This window comes from Agromyces sp. Soil535 (assembly GCF_001428255.1).
GTDB lineage: Bacteria > Actinomycetota > Actinomycetes > Actinomycetales > Microbacteriaceae > Agromyces.
Genome location: NZ_LMRW01000025.1, coordinates 254337 through 271525, shown reverse-complemented (window position 1 = coordinate 271525; position 17189 = coordinate 254337). Strand labels below are relative to the sequence as shown.

14 protein-coding genes are annotated in these 17189 nt (G+C 70.8%); 4 read left to right on the top strand and 10 right to left on the bottom strand.

The features are described 5' to 3' along the window. Positions 1-12 precede the first annotated feature (12 nt). From ASG80_RS18360 to ASG80_RS18345, 3 genes are read right to left on the bottom strand one after another with little or no spacing between them, the layout of a single operon-like run. Positions 13-888, bottom strand: coding sequence for an alpha/beta hydrolase (locus ASG80_RS18360; RefSeq protein WP_056733349.1), 876 nt, complete (start codon positions 886-888; stop codon positions 13-15). A 7-nt stretch (positions 889-895) separates the two neighbouring features. Next, entirely contained in the window at positions 896-6037 is a 5142-nt protein-coding gene (locus tag ASG80_RS24605) for a family 78 glycoside hydrolase catalytic domain (RefSeq protein ID WP_235508391.1), read from the bottom strand. 59 nt (positions 6038-6096) lie between these two features. Continuing rightward, a complete protein-coding gene (locus ASG80_RS18345; protein WP_082590630.1) occupies positions 6097-7440 on the bottom strand; it encodes an MFS transporter in 1344 nt (447 codons plus the stop codon). A 147-nt stretch (positions 7441-7587) separates the two neighbouring features. On the opposite strand from ASG80_RS18345, the gene ASG80_RS18340 reads away from it, so the two are divergent. Then, positions 7588-8598 (top strand): LacI family DNA-binding transcriptional regulator, encoded by a 1011-nt coding sequence (locus ASG80_RS18340; RefSeq protein ID WP_056733347.1) that lies wholly within the window; start codon positions 7588-7590, stop codon positions 8596-8598. 12 nt (positions 8599-8610) lie between these two features. Here ASG80_RS18340 and ASG80_RS18335 read toward each other — a convergent pair whose 3' ends face one another. Further along, positions 8611-9504 carry an AraC family transcriptional regulator gene (locus ASG80_RS18335; RefSeq protein WP_056733345.1) on the bottom strand — a complete coding sequence of 298 codons (894 nt, stop codon included), beginning with the start codon at positions 9502-9504 and terminating at the stop codon, positions 8611-8613. 80 nt (positions 9505-9584) lie between these two features. Here ASG80_RS18335 and ASG80_RS18330 point away from each other — a divergent pair, with 80 nt between their 5' ends. Further along, on the top strand, positions 9585-10433 hold the full coding sequence (locus ASG80_RS18330; protein ID WP_056733343.1) for an NAD(P)H-binding protein: 849 nt from the start codon (positions 9585-9587) through the stop codon (positions 10431-10433). A 20-nt stretch (positions 10434-10453) separates the two neighbouring features. Beyond that, positions 10454-10609 carry a hypothetical protein gene (locus tag ASG80_RS23725; protein WP_156401940.1) on the top strand — a complete coding sequence of 52 codons (156 nt, stop codon included), beginning with the start codon at positions 10454-10456 and terminating at the stop codon, positions 10607-10609. Between the two features lie 38 nt (positions 10610-10647). Here the strand turns inward: ASG80_RS23725 and ASG80_RS18325 are convergent, their stop codons facing one another. From ASG80_RS18325 to ASG80_RS18310, 4 genes are all read right to left on the bottom strand, one after another. Further along, the gene (locus ASG80_RS18325; protein WP_082590628.1) at positions 10648-12021 is read right to left on the bottom strand and encodes a class I SAM-dependent methyltransferase; all 1374 of its coding nucleotides are present in this window, start codon (positions 12019-12021) and stop codon (positions 10648-10650) included. Next, entirely contained in the window at positions 12018-13397 is a 1380-nt protein-coding gene (locus ASG80_RS18320) for an FAD-binding oxidoreductase (RefSeq protein ID WP_056733342.1), read from the bottom strand. Before ASG80_RS18320 ends, ASG80_RS18325 begins: the two co-directional genes overlap by 4 nt. 40 nt (positions 13398-13437) lie before the next feature. After that, on the bottom strand, positions 13438-14238 hold the full coding sequence (locus ASG80_RS18315) for an alpha/beta fold hydrolase (protein ID WP_056733456.1): 801 nt from the start codon (positions 14236-14238) through the stop codon (positions 13438-13440). A gap of 88 nt (positions 14239-14326) precedes the next feature. Then, positions 14327-14809 carry an SRPBCC domain-containing protein gene (locus ASG80_RS18310; protein WP_056733340.1) on the bottom strand — a complete coding sequence of 161 codons (483 nt, stop codon included), beginning with the start codon at positions 14807-14809 and terminating at the stop codon, positions 14327-14329. Between the two features lie 136 nt (positions 14810-14945). Between ASG80_RS18310 and ASG80_RS18305 the strand changes: the two genes are divergently transcribed. Continuing rightward, on the top strand, positions 14946-15530 hold the full coding sequence (locus ASG80_RS18305; protein WP_056733338.1) for a dihydrofolate reductase family protein: 585 nt from the start codon (positions 14946-14948) through the stop codon (positions 15528-15530). 179 nt (positions 15531-15709) lie between these two features. Here the strand turns inward: ASG80_RS18305 and ASG80_RS18300 are convergent, their stop codons facing one another. Both ASG80_RS18300 and ASG80_RS18295 read right to left on the bottom strand, forming a co-directional pair. Continuing rightward, positions 15710-16615, bottom strand: a complete 906-nt coding sequence (locus ASG80_RS18300; RefSeq protein ID WP_162256652.1) for a potassium channel family protein — start codon at positions 16613-16615, stop codon at positions 15710-15712. A gap of 37 nt (positions 16616-16652) precedes the next feature. Then, on the bottom strand, positions 16653-17159 hold the full coding sequence (locus tag ASG80_RS18295) for a bifunctional nuclease family protein (protein WP_056733333.1): 507 nt from the start codon (positions 17157-17159) through the stop codon (positions 16653-16655). Positions 17160-17189 lie beyond the last annotated feature (30 nt).

Sequence of the window (17189 nt, the reverse complement as noted above, 5' to 3'; positions counted from 1 at the left end):
GGTGAACGTACGTCACCGACCCCGCAGCCAGTACGCGGCGCGACGGATGCCGTCGGCGAACGCCGCACTGCCGGGCCGGTCGAGGAACCCGTGCGACGTCTCCGGCACGACCTCATGCGACACGTTGCCGCCCGCTGCCGCGAGTTCGCGGGCGAACGCCTCGCCCGACGCTCGCAGCGAGTCCCGGTCCGCGTCGAGCACGAGCGTCGGCGGCATCCCGGTGAGGTCATGCCCGCCGGGGAATGCGAACGGGTCGGCCATCGCCTCGACGCTTCCGGCGTAGTTGCGGTTCATCTTCTCGACCGTGTCCGGCCGGAACTGCACGAGGCCGTGGCGTCCTCGGATCCGCGCCCGCAGCTCCTCCGGGACGGGCGGGAGCGCGGCGTGGAACGTGCCGTAGGCGAGCAGAAGCCGGTCCGGTCCGGGCATGCCCTCGCGGTGTAGGCGTAGTGCGGCGGCCGCGCCGAGGCACGCCCCGGCGCTGGCGCCGCCGAGCACGAGCTCGCGCCCCGCGGCATCCGCTTCGCGCCGAGCCCACCGCACCACGTCGATCACGTCGTCGAGGGGCACCGGGTAGCGGATGCCGCCGAGCACGCCGGGCCGCGGGCGCCGCCACCAGCTCCACGGCGGCACGCGGCGATAGTCGACGGCGACGACCGCGAAGCCGGTCTCGGCGAGCGCGAGGCCGACGGCGTGCGACTCCTGCTGGTCGAGTCCGCCGTGCGAGAACGCACCGCCGTGCAGCCAGACCAGGTCTCCGTGCCGGGTCGACACAGAGGCCGATGGCTCGTAGCGGCGAACGGGGATCGGCCCGTGTCGACCGGCGAGCGCGTCGTCGATGAACGACGCGGTGGCCGATCCGGCGGCTCGCTCGACATGCTGCGCCATGTCCGGCCTACTGCGCCGCAGCGAGGCTCAGCGCGATGAGCTGCTCGAGCGCCTCGTCGGGGATCTCGACGCCGGGGAACCGCGCGAACTGTCCCATCGGCATGGACTCGACCATCTTGAGCATGTTGCCGTTGGACTCGGCGGCGGCCTCCTGCTCGGGCGTGGCGTTCGCCATCATGCCCTGCATGAGCGCGGGGCCGACGACCGGGTGGCCGAACCACTCCTTCACCGTCGACTCGCGGCTGAGCGGCGTGGGCCGGTCGACGTCGCCCTCGAGCGTGAGCTCGCGGCGCTCGACGATGTCGGCGGCGGATCGGCCGAGTTCCACGGCGTAGGTGCCGGGCTCGACCCACCAGCGGTCACTGGTGACGTCCCAGAACGCGAACGCGCGACGCTCGAGCGCGATCTCGACGACGGATGCCTCGCCGGGTGCGAGGTGTATCTTGGCGAACCCCGCGAGCTCGCGCACCGGCCGGCGCACGGCCGACGGCGCGGGCGCGACGTAGAGCTGCACGATCTCAGCGCCGGCGACGCCGCCGGTGTTGCGCACCGTCACGCGGACGACCGCGGTGTCGGGGCCGGTGGCCTCCACGTCGACGCCCTCGTACGCGAAGGTCGTGTAACTGAGCCCGTGGCCGAAGGGGTACCGCACGGTACGGCCGGCCGACGTGTAGTACCGGTAGCCGACGAACACGCCCTCGCCGTGGCGGACCATCTCGTGCTCGCCGGGGAAGTTGAGGTACGTCGGGGTGTCCGACAGCGCGAGTGGGATGGTCTCTGCGAGGCGACCCGACGGGTTGACCGCACCCGTGAGCACGTCGGCGAGCGCGCCGCCGACGGCCTGGCCGAGCACCCACCCCTCGACGATCGCGTCGACCCGGTCGTGCCACGGCTCGAGCGAGACGACGGCGCCGTTCATGAGCACGACGACCGTGCGTGGCGCGACCGCCGCGACCTGCTCGATCAGCGCGACCTGCTCGGCCGGCAGGTCGAGGTGATCCCGGTCGAAGCCCTCCGACTGGTCGTGCTCGTGCAGGCCGACGAAGACCACGGAGACGTCGGCAACGGATGCCGCATCGCGTGCCTCGGCGAGCAGCGCCTCGGCATCGGCGTCGGCGGTCCACGAGACGCCGGGCGCGTAGACGACGTGCGCATCGCCGAGGGCGCGGCGCAGTTCGTCGAGGGGGCGGTCGACGCGGATCGCGTTCACGTGGGAGCTGCCGCCCCCCTGGTACTGCGGGTCGACCGCGAACTCGCCGATGACGGCGACGCGCTGGCCGGCGCGCAGCGGCAGCGTCTCGCCCTCGTTGCGAAGCAGGACGACGGAGGCCGCGCCGGCACGCCGCGCGAGCGCGTGGTGCGCCTCGGCGTCGGCCGGAACGACGTCGCCGGGCTCGGAGGCGCCGTCGGCAGGAGCCGTGCGCTCGGCGAGCCGTCGCAGCCGCTCGACCGCGCGTTCCACGACCACGCGCTCGAGCCGGCCCTCGCGCACGGCGGCGACGATCGCGGCCGTGCCCTCGTCGCCGGTTCCCGGCATCTCGAGGTCGAGTCCGGCGGCGAGCGCCTCGACGCGGTCCTTGATCGCGCCCCAGTCCGAGACGACGAGCCCGTCGAAGCCCCACTCCTCGCGCAGCAGCTCGGTGAGCAGCCAACGGTTCTCAGAGCTGAACACGCCGTTGACCGCGTTGTATGCGCTCATCACGGTCGTCGGCGCAGCATCCGTGACCACCCGCTCGAACGCGGGCAGGTAGATCTCGCGCAGGGTGCGCGCGTCGACCTCGGCGCTCACGCGCATGCGGGCGGTCTCCTGGTTGTTCACGGCGAAGTGCTTGAGCGACGTGCCGACGCCCTCGCCCTGCACCCCGCGAACCCACTCGGTCGCGATCACGCCCGCGAGGCGGGGATCCTCCGAGAGGTACTCGAAGTTGCGGCCCCCGAGCGGCGAGCGCTTGAGGTTGACGCCCGGTCCGAGCAGGATGTCGACGCCGAGCACACGGGCCTCGCGTGCGATCGCGGCGCCGATCTCACGCGCGAGCGCCGGGTCCCAGCTGGAGCCGAGCGCGACCCCGGGCGGGAAGCAGGTCGCGGGCGCGCTCTCGTTGAGGCCGAGGTGGTCCTCGCCCTCACGCTGCAGGCGGATGCCGTGCGGCCCGTCGCTGACGGTGAGCGAGCGGATGCCGCTTCCCTCACGGGTGCGCCAGAAGTCCTTGCCCGTGAGCAGAGCGGCCATCGCCGCGAGCTCCGCGTCCTCGGCGGCAGCCTCCTCGGCCGTCGGCTCGGGCGCGGTGAGCACGTCGGCCGGCACCTCCTCGCCCGCCGACACGGCTGCGAAGCCGCGCTCGAAGTCGGCGAGCACCGCGTCCGACTGCGGCAGCATGCCCGCGATCTGGCGCGGGGTCACGTCGTCGCGACCGTTCAGGCCTGCCTGCATGTGCTCGGCGGCCTCCGGGATGTACTTGGTGACCACACCCGTGAGCACCGCGAGCGCTTCGGCACTGTCGACGAGCTCGCCCATGGGCGTGTCGACCGTGATCACGGGCCGCTCCTCCGAGTCGACCTCGAACGGCTCCGTCCACACATGCGCGCCGTGCTCGACGGCGTACGACGCGCCCGAGGGCAGCACCACCTCGGCGGTCGCGCCGACCGGCACGGTCACCCGCAGTTCGATGGCTCCGTCAGCGAGCGTCCAGGCCGAGCTCGCCTCTCCGTACGGGGTACGGAGTGCTGCGGATGCCTCGGAGAGCCCGCAGCGCGGCGGCTGCGGCGCGATGCGGAGACGCCGGTAGCCCGGCGCCGCCGGCGCGAGGCCGGCGACGACCCTGTGCATCCAGTCGGCGACCGCGCCGAACGCGTAGTGGTTGAACGAGGTCATGCCGCTCGGGTTGACGGTGCCGTCCGGCAGGAGCGAGTCCCACCGCTCCCAGATCGTCGTCGCGCCCTGCTGCACCGCGTACAGCCACGAGGGCGCGTCGGTCTGGAACAGCAGCTTGTACGCGACACCCGCGTAGCCGTTGGCGCTGAGCGCGTCGGTGATGAGCGGCGTGCCGATGAACCCGGTGGAGATCCTGTAGGCGTTGTCGCGCACGAGCACCGCCAGCCTGGCCGCGGAGCGACGGCGCTCGTCGTCGCCGTCGACGAGGTCGAACTGCAGGGCCAGGGAGTACGCGGTGGCCGAGTCCGACAGCAGGCGGCCCGACGGCGAGATGTACTCGCGCCGGAATGCGGCGCGCACCTCGTCGGCGAGCGCGCCGTAGCGCGCGGCGTCATCGTCGCGCCCGAGCAGCGCCGCTGCGTCGGCGACGATGCGAGCCGAGCGGGCGAAGTAGGCGGTCGCGACGATCTCGGAGTAGGTCTGCGCCGCCTCGGGGCGAGCGGCGGGGGCGAGTGGGTCGAGCCAGTCGCCGAACTGGAACCCGGTGTTCCAGAGCCGGCTCTCACCGGCGAGCGCGTCGACCTGGTCGACCCAGTCGGTCATGCTGGCGTACTGCCGGCGCAGCACCTCGACGTCGCCGAAGCGCTGGTAGATGGTCCAGGGCACGACGGTTGCGGCATCCGCCCACCCGGCCATCGCGCCCGAACCCGCCACCTCGATGGGTGATGGCACGATCATCGGCACACCGCCGAGCCGGCGCTGCTCGGACTCCAGGTCGCGCAGCCACGACGCGAGGAACCCGGCGCTGTCGTAGAGGAACGAGGCCGTCGGCGCGAACACCTGCAGGTCGCCAGTCCAACCGAGCCGCTCGTCGCGCTGCGGGCAGTCGGTGGGCACGTCGACGAAGTTTCCGCGCATGCCCCAGACCACGTTCTCGTGCAGCCGGTCGACGAGCGGGTCGGAAGCCGCGAACGTGCCGATGCGCTCCAGGTCGCTGTGCAGCACCTCGGCGACGACCGCTGCCGGATCGAACTCGCCCGGCCAGCCGGTGACCTCGGCGTAGCGGAAGCCGTGGAACGTGAACCGCGGCGCCCAGGACTCCTCGCCGTCGCCGCGCAGCGTGGAGCGGTCGGTGGCCTTCGCGGTGCGCAGCGGAGCAGTGGCGAGCTCGCCGTGCTCGAGGACCTCGGCGTGCCGCAGGGTCACGACGTCGCCCGCTGCTCCGCTGACGCGGATGCGGAGTCGGCCGACGAGGTTCTGGCCGAAATCGAGGATGCGCTTGCCCGACGGGCTCGTGAGCACGTCGATCACGGGCAGCGTCTCGACGTGCCGCACCGGGGGTCCGTCGGGCGCGACCAGCGTCGCCGGGTCGCGATCGAGCGCGACGGATGCCTCCCACCCGTCGTCATCGAACTCCGGCGTCGACCACGCCGGGTCGTGCAACCGCGCGTCGAAGTCCTCCCCGTCGTACAGGTCGGCGGCACGGATCGGGCCGGACCCGACCTTCCAGTCGGGGCCGGATGCCACGACCTGCCGCTCGCCGTCGGCGTACTCGATCTCGAGTTGCACGAGCACGCCGATCCGATCGCCGTACAGGGCACTTCCGCCGTCCCATCCGAGCCGTCCGCGGTACCAGCCGTCGCCGAGCCAGGCGCCGATCGCGTTCGCGCCCGGACGCAATGCGTCGGTCACGTCGTAGGTCGCATAGCGGAGGCGGTCGGCATAGGCCGTCCAGCCAGGCGCGAGCTCCTCGGTGCCGATGCGCGCCCCGTTGAACTCGAGCTCGGTGAGTCCGTGCGCGGTCGCGTAGACGCGGGCACGGCGGATCGGCGCATCCCTCACCTCGAATACGCCGCGCACGCGCGGTGCCCGCTCGGCCGCGAACGCGCCCTCGGAGTCAGGGCCGACCATGCGCGCCGCCCAGCCGCCCGCCTCGAGCAGGCCGGCCTCGACCGCCGCCCACTCGCCCCACTCGGATGCCGCGCCGTCCTCGCCGATCACCCGCACGCGCACCTCGCGGCGCTCGCGCGAGGCCAGCGGGGCGAACGGCCAGGGCACGAGCACCGAGTCGGGGCTGTCGACCGCGACCAAGGCCGCGGCTCCAACCGGACCGGCCGACGCCGCGGCATCCGCTGCACGCCCCTCGACCTCGTAACGCGCCTGCCGCCAGCCGGCAGGCGCCGACGTGACGACCCAGCTGAGGCGAGGTTCGGCCTCGCCGATGCCGAGGGCTTCGCGGTGGTGCTCGAAGCGGACGGGAGTGACGGTGATGCTCACGGTTGATCCTTCGGAGGTGGCGTCGAGTGGCGATGCGGGCGCGGAGGTCGGGGTGCGGCTCAGCGCACGGAGCGGATGCGGAGGATGACGAGGCCACCCGCCAGGACGAGCGCCGCGGCGATGAGGTAGAGCAGGGAGTAGTTCTTCTCGTCGCCGGAGACCCCGACGAGCAGGATCGCGGAGGCCACGAGCGGTGCCGCCGACTGCGGGATCGACGTGGCGAAGCCGGTGATGCCCATGAAGCGACCCGCGTCGGTGGACTTCTCGGGCAGCACGTCGAGCAGCAGCGCCTGGTCGACCGCCGAGAACATGCCGATGCCGGCCGACACGATGAGCGAGCCCGCGATGAGGGCGGGAAGCTCAGACGACAACGCCATCAGCACCATGCCGCCCGCCATGAGCGCACCGCCGGCGACGACGAACACCTTGCGACGGCGGAACCGGTCGGAGAGGAACCCGCCGCCGAGCGCACCGGCGGTCACCGCGAGCACGCCGACGCCGCCGAGCGAGGCGATGAGGCCTGCGACCTCGGTGACCTGCATGCCGAGCCGGTTCGCGAAGAAGAACGCCGTGAAGGTGGTGTTGAGCGTGAGGCCGAAGTAGAAGAGGAATCGGCCGAGCCAATTCAGCGAGAAGTCGGGGTACTTGGCGGGGTTGTAGAGGTACTTTCGCAGCAGTCCACCGACCGTGAGCGTGTCCTTCGGGAGGTCCCGGCTGTCGGCCTCGTGCACGAGCGCGACGAAGAGGGTGACGAGCACGACGCCGACGAGGCCGGGGATGAGGAACAGGAGCAGCGCGTTGCCGGTCACGCCCACCGTGAGGATGACACCGAAGACCGGGGCGACCTGCGTGGCGAAACCGGTGAGCCCGGCGACCTTGCCGCGCTGCTCTTCGGGCAGGCGGTCGGCCGTCGAGATCTGCAGGTTGCTGAGCACAGTGCCCCAGCCCCACTGCGCGAGCACCCAGCCGAAGCCGAGCACCAGCACGCTCGGCGCGAGCGCCATCACGACCAGCGAGACGACTCCGACGACCATGCCGCCGATCATGAACGGCCGGCGGCGGCCGAGGCGGGTGCGGGTACGGTCGCTCCACACGCCCATGAAGGGGGCGCTGAGCATGACGAACAGGGCGCCGGCGCCCGTGATGTACCCGAGCACCTCCTCCCGGCCGGGTGCCAGCTCGTTCACCCGGATGGAGAGGGAGATCGCGAGCGGGGTGATGAAGGCCATGAAGACGCCGAACTGCGCCAGGACCATGAACCAGATGTAGCGGGCGTTGACCTTGGGCAGGTCGGGCGCAGGCTCGTGCTCCTCGAGGATCACGTCGGGATCGACGGTCGCGGTCGGAAACGGGGAGGGCACCGGGGGGACGATCGGCTCGTCGTCGCGGTCGGTCGGGTTCATGGGGACTCCGTTGTCGTGTGGGGTGTGGCTGTGGCATCCGCTCGCGCTCATTCTCTGGGGAGAGTACTAGCGCGTGCTAGCGGATGCCGACGATGCTACAGTGAAGAACTAGCGCGCGCAAGTCGCGTTTCGAGCGAGAGGCAGCGGATGTCGCAGACGACCAGCACCCGTCGGGTCACGGCGGCCGACATCGCGCACTCCCTCGGCATCTCGCGCGCGACCGTCGGGTTCGTGCTCAACGACACCCCGGGCCAGACCATCTCGGAGGCGACGCGAACTCGCGTGCTCGACGAAGCCAAGCGCCTCGGCTACCGCCCGCACATCGCGGCGCGCGCCCTCGCCAGCGGCCGCACGCGCATCGTGCTGCTCGTTCTGCCCGACTGGCCGCTCGACTTCAACCTGCGCCGCAACATCGAGGAGGCGTCCCTCGCCCTCGATGAGGCCGGCTACGCCCTCATCACCTACACGCCGCACCCCACCGGCCAGGCCCGCCCGCTCTGGGAGACCCTGCAGCCCGACGTCGTCATGTCGATGACGCCGTTCGCACCGGGCCAGGCGGAGTCGATCCGCGCCGCCGGCGTGACGCGGCTCATCCCCGACCCCGACGCGCCCATCGCCGACGAGTACCCCGAGGACGGCCCGGTGCTGCAGGTTCAGCACCTGTACGACCTCGGGCACCGGGCGATCGCATTCGCGGGCTCGGCGGATCCGCGCGTGGCCGACCTCGTGACCGTGCGCCGCCGCCGCGCGAACGACGCGGCGACATCGCTCGGCCTCGCCCCGCTGCCGCTGCCGACGACCGACATCGAGCTGACGGATGCCTCGGCGAGCGCCGCGATCGCCCGCTGGCGTGCCGCGGGCGTCACCGCGGTCGCCGCGTACAACGACGACGTCGCCGCCGCACTCGTCGGCGCCGGCCTGCGGATGGGACTCTCACTCCCCCGCGACCTCTCCGTCATCGGCCACGACGACACCCCGCTCGCGTCGATGTTCGAGCCGCGCCTCTCGACGATCAGCGTGAACACGGTCGGGCTCGGCCGCTACTTCGCGGGTCTCGCGCTCAGTGTCGTCGAAACGCGGCCCGTGCCGACCGCGGGCCCGGAGTTGCAGGTCGCGCTCGTGTCGCGCGCGTCGACCGCCGCGCCCCCCGCCGTCTAGCAGTCGCGACGCTCACGCGGACCGGACCTGACGTCGCCAGCGTCCGGGCGAGATGCGATGTCGCCGCTTGAACGCGGCGGCCAGCGAGTATTCGGATGCGAATCCGGTGATCGCGGCGACCGCCGCGACGGTGTCGGTCGTGCCTCGCAGCAGGTCCTCCGCCCGCTCGATGCGCAAGCGGGTCACGTACGCGGCGGGGGTCTCGCCTACGGTCGCCGCGAATCGGCGCGCGAAGCCCGCCCGTGACAGGTGGGCGAGCCGCGCCATCGACTCGACGGTCCACCGGTCTTCCGGCGAGCTGTGCACAACGTCGAGCACCGCCGCGAGCGCCGGATCGCCGAGGGCGCGGTACCAGCCGGGAGCTTCCCACGTGCCGATCGTGAACGCGTCCCTCAGGGCCTGGACGAGTACGAGGTCGAGTGCACGGTCGAGCACCGCCTGTTGACCCGGCGCGGCCCTGTCCGCCTCTGCGGCGAGGAGACCGACCAGCAGGCCGAGTCCTGCAGATTGCTCGCCTGCCGCCACCACGAGCACGTCTGGCAGCGAGTCGAGCAGGTCGGCCCCGGGGCTGCCCCCGATCGTGTACGCGCCGCAGAGCACGACGGCGTCGTCGTCGCCCGTCGCATGCGATCCGCGGGCGCGGGCAAGTTCGATGGGCTCGGATGTCGCCCCAGGCGCGCTCGCGAGGGAGTATGGCGTGCCGCCCCGCACCAGCACGACATCGCCCTCACCGACCCGGTGCGATCCATTGGCCCGAGTGAGCACGGCGCTTCCTCGCTGGAGGACGTGGATGACGAGCGGCCGTCCCCCGGAGAAGTCGAGTCCCCACGGCGTATTCCGGCCGAGCACCGAGAAGACCGCCCCGCGAGCCCGAGCTCGTGCCAACACCTCTGAGAGGGCATCCATGGGCACCACTCTAGACGTTCATACAATTCATTGAGCAATTCGCTGTGTTTTCGTCGCACCGCCCCTCGTAGGCTGCAGCTATGGCTCTCTTCCTCATCCTCGGCGGCACCGGCAAGGTCGGCCGACGCCTTGGTACCCGCCTCGCATCGCTCGGCCACACCGCCCGTGTCGCCAGCCGGTCATCCGGCGACGTCCGATTCGACTGGCACGACGCCTCCACCTATGCGGACGCCGTGCGTGACGTGGAGGGCATCTTCATCGTCGGGCCTGGATCGGCGACCGATTGGAGCGCGCTCCTCGCACGGCTGCTCGCCGCGGCTGTCGACGCCGGTGTGCGCCGCGTCGTGCTCCTGTCGGCGCGGGGCGTGGAGTTCCTCCCCGATGGCGTTGTGGCCCGAGCGGAACAAACATTGGCGGCGGGCGGCATCCCTTGGACGATCCTTCGTCCGACGCACTTCGCCCAGAACTTCAGCGAGGCGATGTTCGTGCCCGAGCACGGGCGGATTCACGCACCCGTGGGCGAGGCCAGGCATCCGTTCATCGACGTCCGCGACATCGCCGATGTCGCGGCGAGCATCCTCGTCGAGGCCGGATGGGAGGGTGAGATCGTCGAACTCTCCGGCCCTCGCGCCCTCGGCTTCGGCGAGGCGGCAGCGGTGCTCGCACGCGCGCGCGGCGAACAGGTCGAGTACGTCACCGACGATCGCGACGCTCATGTTCGCCGACTGCGCGAGTCCGGCGCGCCCGACACGTACATCACGTGGCGGATGGCGATGCTCGACGGGATCGCCGGAGGTCGTGACGAGTACCTCTCGGATGGCGTCGATCGGGTCCTCGGGCGTGGGGCCACGACGTTCGAGCGGTGGGCGCAGGAAGAACTGGCTCCGGAGGCTCGGGCGTCCACCATGGCCGCAGCGGCAGGTCGCTGACGCCGCCACGGTCATCGGGCTTGACCGAACTCGTCAGCCTTCCCGTGCGCGACCTCGACGTTGACTTCTTCATCGGCGTCGCTTGGCGCGAGCCGAACCTCGTGCACGGCGACTGCGTCGCCGAGGTCGTGCGGCAACTGAAGCCGGCGCCGGGCGAGCCGCCATTCGTCGTGTAAACAGGCGTTGTGCGCCCCCGGGCACGTACCAACGGAGGCTAAGGCGTCCACCACGGCCGCAGCGGCAGGTCGCTGACGCCGCCACGGTCATCGGGCTTGACCGCCAGCACCTGGTGCAACTGGATCCCGCCCTTCTCGAAGGCGAGCCGTGATCCGGCCATGTACAGACCCCACACCTTCGCGGTCGGAAGCCCGACCTCGGCGACCGCCTCGTCCCAGTGCTCGACGAGGTTGGCGCACCAGTCCCGCAGGGTCATCGCGTAGTGGGGACGCAGGTTCTCCTCGTGCAGCACCTCCAGGCCGACGTTCTGGGCCTCGCTGACGATGCGGCCCGAGCCGGTGAGCTCCCCGTCGGGGAAGACGTAGCGATCGATGAACCCGTTGATCGGCGGTTCGGACCGGTTGTCTGGACGGGTGATGCAGTGGTTGAGCAGCAGCCCGCCGATGCGGAGCCTGGACTGCAGGAACCGGAAGTACGACGGGTAGTTCCGCACCCCGATGTGCTCGAGCAGGCCGATCGACGAGACCGCGTCGAAGTCGGCCTCCCGGATGTCGCGGTAGTCGCCGTAGCGGACCTCGGCCAGGTCGGCCAGGCCCTCCTCGGCGATGGCGTGCTGCGCCCACGACGTCTGCTCCTGCGACAGCGTCACGCCGATGGCCCGGATGCCGCGGCGAGCCGCGTAGCGCACCATGCCGCCCCACCCGCACCCGACGTCGAGGAGCCGGTCGCCGGGCTTCAGCCGCAGCTTCTCGAACACCAGCCGGTACTTGTTCTCCTGGGCCTCGTCGAGCGATGCGTCAAGCCGCGGGTAGCACGCGCACGTGTAGGTCATCGACGGCCCCAGCACCCACTCGTAGAAGGTGTTCGAGACGTCGTAGTGGTGGTGGATCGCCTCGGCGTCTCGAGCCTTGCTGTGCCGGAGTCCCCCGGCGACGCGACGCCAGCGGGCCGGCACCTCCTGCGGCGGTGGCGCGATCGGGCGCAGGTGCTCGACGCCGATGGAGCGGACGATCTGTGCCATCACACGCGGCGGCGGCATCCGGAAGACCAGTTCGTCGGCCAGGGCCTTGAGCAGCTCGTAGGGGTCGCCGGGGTGCACCCCGTGGATCTCGAGGTCACCGGCGATGTAGGCGCGGGCCAGGCCGAGATCACCGCGCCCAGTGGCGAGGTAGGTCGTTCCCCGCGGCGTCTTCAGCTCCAACCCGAACGCGGCGTCGGGCGGTCCCGCCGAGCTTCCGTCGTAGGCGGTGAACCGCAGCGGGAGCCGACCGCCGGCGAAGAGCTCCAGGATCTCGGCGAGGGTGAGCTTCCCCGCCCCTTCCGGCTTCTCAGCCGCATCCGGCGTCTCGAGCTTCTCCGGCGTGTCCGGCTGCTCTGCCGTCTGCGCCGCATGTCCCTTGATCGTGGTCATCGTCGTTGCACCGCCTTCGCATAGAGATCGAGGAGTCGTGAATCCGGGTCGTACCGCTGCTTCGCGGCCCGGTAGGTCTCACCGCCGTAGCGTTCGTCGAACTCCTCGCGGGAGTAGTAGGCCTCGGAGTACAGCGACTTGTGCCCGTCGAGCTCGCCGACCTTGCGTTCGATCAGGCGATTCGTCTCACCGTCGCTGCGCCCGACGGGCACCGTCGCCCAGAAGCCGACGTTGACGTACGTCCGGTGCGGACGGAGCGGGTAGAGCGGCCAGCCGCCATCGTCACGCAGGCGCAGTGGGCACAGCCAGATCGGCTCGATCGGCACGTTGGCCAGGAACCAGTCCAGGAACTCCGCGCACCGCTCGATCGGCACCTCGACATCCTGCACGACGCGCTCGCGCGGCGGACGGCCCTTGAGCCGCTCGAGGCGATCGCCGATGCCGAACCGCTGTTCGAGGCTCATCAGCTTCCAGTAGGAGCTGCTGCGCCGGTACCGTCGCGGCCAGAACCGGCGGATCAGCGGATGCTGCGCGCCGAACGCCCTCGAGCACCAGAACCAGTCGGTGTCCCACCGCCACAGGTAGTCGTGGATGGTGAGGCGGTCGTGCGTGGCACCCTCGTCGTGCTGGATCGAGCGGTAGAAGATCTGCTGGCGGGTGTAGTCGCTGACGGGTCCGGATGCCCCGGTCTGCACGCCCACGCACAGGTAGCTCTCGTCGGCGCTGAACACGACCCCGTCGAGGTAGTCGACCTGAACCCCGTCGAGGCGGCCGGTCTCGATGATGCGATCCATCGCGGCGACGAGGTCGACGAGCGCATGGAACCGCAGATGCGTGAGCGCGACGAACGGCTGCACCGGCTCGAGCTCGATGCGCAGGCGCACCGCGTAGCCGAGTGTCCCGTACGAGTTCGGGAAGGCGCGGAACAGGTCGGAGCGCTCGTCGCGCGATGCGGTGAGCACCTCTCCGGCGCCGGTGAGGATGTCCAGTTCCAGCACCGACTCGTGCGGCATCCCGCTGCGGAACGCCGTCGACTCGATGCCGAGGCCCGTCACCGCGCCGCCGAGGGTGATGGTCTTCAGCTGCGGCACCACCAGGGGCGCCAACCCGTATGGCAGTGTCGCGGCGACGAGGTCCTCGTAGGTGCACATGCCGGCCACGTCGGCGGTGCGCGCCGCGGGGTCGACCGCGATGACGTGCGTCAGTCCCGAGGTGTCGAGGCCCGCCGCATCCGACTTCGCTCGTGCCCGGAACAGGTTCGAGGTGCGTTTGGCGAGCCGAACCGGGGCCGTCGCCGGGACGGCCCGATAGCTCTCGAGAAGGCGCTCCACGCCGGTGGCGTGAGCGGTCCGGGCGTCAGCGACCGGAACGGGCACGCCTCCACGCTAGTCCGCACCGGATGCGACCGCACCAACGTCAGCTGCGCTCGGTGAAGAACTCCACAGCCGCCTGTCGGAACACCCGCGACCCGGGCGCGTTGAAGTGGTGCCGGTGCGGCAGCTCGACGAACGTGCCGTTCGGCGTGGCATGCGCGAGCACCTTCGACCGCTCGAGGATCGCGTCCTCGCTGCCCGTGGCGAACAGGATGGACTGTGTCGGCGGATGCGCCGGATCGGGGTCGGCGTCACCCAGGCGCATGCCCTCGGCGAGCGCGACGAGCGCACCCAGGTCGTTGCCCGCGACCCGCTCGGCGAGGGTCACGTAGTTGCGGGTCACCTGGTCCTCGACCGGGGTGCCGTGCTGCGCGTAGGCGCGGGCCTGCTCGATCTGCAGCCGCGCGAGCGGGCGCCCATCGGGGATGCCGCCGAGCACCGCACGCTGGACATGCTCGGGCGCCTGCACCGCGAGCTGCCAGCCGACCCGCGCGCCCAGCGAGTAGCCGGCATAGAGGACGGTGTCGAGCAGGTACGTGTCGAGGACCGTGATCAGGTCGTCGACGAGCGCGTCCATGCCGTACGCCGCCGCGACATGCGGCTTGTCGCTCGCGCCGTGGCCGAGCTGGTCGACGCCGAGCACGCGGAACCCCGCCCGGGTGAGGTCGCGCACCCATCCGGTGTCGACCCAGTTGTCGCGGCAGCTCGACGCGAACCCGTGCACGCACAGCACCACCGGCGCATCCTCGTCGCCCCAGAGATAGGTGGCGATGCGGCGCCCTTCGGCCGACATCACGTACTGCGGCGACGGCATCTGCGTCAGGGCTCGAATCGCGGCACTCATGTCGGCCATTCTTCCGGTCGCGCGGCGCGCGCGCTGCAAAAGGCCATATTGGTCAGCGGATGCCGCGGCGAGCCCAAGAGGGCGACGCTCACGCCGCGGATGCGAGTGCTGCAGCGAGACCGTTCAGTCGGAGCGCGATTGCGCCGCGCAGGTGTGGAAGGTCGGCACTGCCGTCTCCGGAGGCCTTCAGGAACGCGACCTGCTCGGTCCAGTTCAGCCTGGTGCCGCCGCCGGCGTTCTCTGCGAGCTCGACCGTCACGAGCGACGCCCAGCGCACGAGACCGTCGACGATGGACTCATAGGCGTACACGATCCGCCGGTCGGTCGTGAGGTCGATGTAGCGCGAGCGGTACTCGAGCTCCTCCGTGCGGCCGTCGAGGTGCCGGAAGGTGCTCCGCGCCGACTCGCCGCCGGCCACCCGGAACTCGGCTTCGTACGAGGCATCCGATCCTGGCAGCCGGAACCAACGCCGCCTCACCGCGTCATCGGCGAAGCCCGCGAAGATGGTCGGCGGAGGCAACTCGAGATCCCGCGTCACCACGATCGTCTCGTGCCTGGCATCATCGGCCATCGTCGTCCCCTATCAGCCACGTGCAGAGTCTGAGGGAGGCAACTGCGTAGGTCTGCGCCCTATTCCGTGTCGATCTCGGGCACCCCCCGTTCGACGCGTGAGTGAGAAGAGATCGAGCGAACGAGAGGGGAACATCATGGGCAAGGTCATCTTCGACATCAGTATGTCGCTCGACGGCTTCATCTCGGCGAGCGGCATGACCGTCGACGAGGGGATGGGCGTCGGCGGCGAGGTGCTGCACGACTGGGCCTTCGCCGGCGACGACCAGGACCGCGCACTGCTCGAGCGCGCCGGTGCGAGCCTCGGCGCGGTCATCGGGGGCCGCCGCACCTACGACAACTCGATCACGTGGTGGGGAGCGGATGGCCCGACCGGCCCCGCCCGCATCCCGTTGTTCGTCGTCAGTCATGGCACGCCCGACGAGGTGCCTGCCGACGGGGTCTACACCTTCGTTGGCGACATCCGGAGCGCGCTCGATGCCGCGCGCACGACCGCCGGCGACGCCGACATCGGCATCATGGGCGGCGCCGACATCGCACGGCAGTACCTCCGCGCAGGGCTCGTGGACGAGATCTCGATCCACCTCATGCCGGTGCTCTTCGGCAGCGGCACGCCGCTGTTCGGCGACGGCGACTCGCTCGACGAGCACGTGAAGCTCGAGCGAACGGAGGTGATCAGCACGGATACCGCGACGCACCTCCGCTACCGCGTCATCCGGTGACTCGCCCGTGACCAGGGCGCGCCCGCCCGGGGCGACGTCAGCCCTGGAAGTCCTCCGGATCCACGTCCTCGAGGAATCGCTTGAACTCGTCGAGCTTCTCCTCCTTGGTCAGCGGATGCCGCGGCGAGCCCGCCGCCCTCTCGCGTCGCCCGCGCCCGGTCCACGCCTGGCCTCGTTCCTCAGCCCGCCGACGATTCCGGGGCTTCGCCCGGTGACGCCGGCGGCTGCCGGTGTTGACGGGCGTACTCCCGCAGGATTTCGTCGGTGCCCTCGCCGGTGCGAATGAACCGGTTGCGGAGGACGCGGGCGAAGTCGTCGATCCCGGCCTCGAGCATGTGTCCGCTGCTCCGAACGGTGTCATCGGGCGAGCGCCGAGCGACCCTCGCCAGGTGGAGGCCGTACGGGAGCTTGGCCGCGAGGGAGGTGTCGGGGTCGTCCTCGGTGAAGTAGTACGACTCGGCGTTCTGCCACAGGTCCACGCGCGACTGTGCGAGATCGGCGGTCAGCGGATCGAGCAGCGCGCTGGCCAACACCGGTTCCATCTCGCTCAAGTAACGTGCCATGTCCGCCCGCTCCATCAGCGCGATCCGCAACGCGAGTGCACGACGTCGGCCGAGCCCCGGATAGAGCTCGATGAACCACGACACCGCTGCCGTCAGCAGGGCGAACCCCATCAACGCCTGAAATGGTGCGAAGAGGCGCAGCCACGGGTTGATCGGGTACACGTCGCCGAGGCCCAGCGTGGCCATGCTGACCGCTGAGTAGTAGAACGCCTCGACGATCTGAGGATGAGTCTCCGGTCGGATCTCGGGTGGGTAGGCGAACTCCGAGGGCACATGCGGGAGGTAGACGAGCGTCCACCCCACGAGCTGGAGCGCCGCCCAGAGCGTCACGACGGCAACCATGGCGAGCGGACCGGCGACCGAGCGACCCCTCCGTCCCAATCCTGACGACAGCCGCCAGGTCGTGTTCGCAACCACGTGGGTGAGGCGTCCACGACCCGTGGGGTGCAGGACCGTATGGAAGACCTCGTTGAGGCCGATCGCGATGAGGACCACACCGGCCACAGTCCAGATCCAACTCACGTCGCTGATCCCTCCGGATGCCCCATGGTGCCTCCCGTCAGCCCTGGAAGTCCTCCGGATCCACGTCCTCGAGGAATCGCTTGAACTCGTCGAGCTTCTCCTTCTCCTCCTCCTCATCGGAGCCCTGGTCGACCATCTCGGCCGGGATACCCGCCTCGTCCAGCAGCTCGTCGGCGACCCAGATCGGTGCCTGGAACCGCACGGCGAGCGCGACGGAGTCCGACGGGCGCGCATCGACCACCCGACGGCCCGAGGGCGTCGTCAGGGTGATCTCGGCGAAAAAGGTGCCGTCCTCGATGCGGGTCACCTCCACCTTCTCGACCTCGGCACCCAGCGTCTCGAGCAGCGTCTTCATGAGGTCGTGCGACAGCGGCCGCGGCGCCTCCCCGCCCCCGAGGGCGATGAGGATGGAGGTCGCCTCCTGTTCGCCGATCCAGATCGGCAGGATGCGCCCAGTGCCCGGCTCCTCGAGCAGGGGCTTCAGGAGGACGATGTGCTGCCGCGCAGCGTCGAGCGCGATGCCGAGTACGCGGACCTGAACCATGGCGACTCCCGTCGAACGATCGGGGTGACA

What these genes read in the sequence shown, in the direction of transcription:
- ASG80_RS18360 (WP_056733349.1), bottom strand. Translation starts at nt 888, where the DNA reads ATGGCGCAGCATGTCGAGCGAGCCGCCGGATCGGCCACCGCGTCGTTC.
- ASG80_RS18345 (WP_082590630.1), bottom strand. Translation starts at nt 7,440, where the DNA reads ATGAACCCGACCGACCGCGACGACGAGCCGATCGTCCCCCCGGTGCCC.
- ASG80_RS18340 (WP_056733347.1), top strand. Translation starts at nt 7,588, where the DNA reads ATGTCGCAGACGACCAGCACCCGTCGGGTCACGGCGGCCGACATCGCG.
- ASG80_RS18335 (WP_056733345.1), bottom strand. Translation starts at nt 9,504, where the DNA reads ATGGATGCCCTCTCAGAGGTGTTGGCACGAGCTCGGGCTCGCGGGGCG.
- ASG80_RS18330 (WP_056733343.1), top strand. Translation starts at nt 9,585, where the DNA reads ATGGCTCTCTTCCTCATCCTCGGCGGCACCGGCAAGGTCGGCCGACGC.
- ASG80_RS18325 (WP_082590628.1), bottom strand. Translation starts at nt 12,021, where the DNA reads ATGACCACGATCAAGGGACATGCGGCGCAGACGGCAGAGCAGCCGGAC.
- ASG80_RS18315 (WP_056733456.1), bottom strand. Translation starts at nt 14,238, where the DNA reads ATGAGTGCCGCGATTCGAGCCCTGACGCAGATGCCGTCGCCGCAGTAC.
- ASG80_RS18310 (WP_056733340.1), bottom strand. Translation starts at nt 14,809, where the DNA reads ATGGCCGATGATGCCAGGCACGAGACGATCGTGGTGACGCGGGATCTC.
- ASG80_RS18305 (WP_056733338.1), top strand. Translation starts at nt 14,946, where the DNA reads ATGGGCAAGGTCATCTTCGACATCAGTATGTCGCTCGACGGCTTCATC.
- ASG80_RS18295 (WP_056733333.1), bottom strand. Translation starts at nt 17,159, where the DNA reads ATGGTTCAGGTCCGCGTACTCGGCATCGCGCTCGACGCTGCGCGGCAG.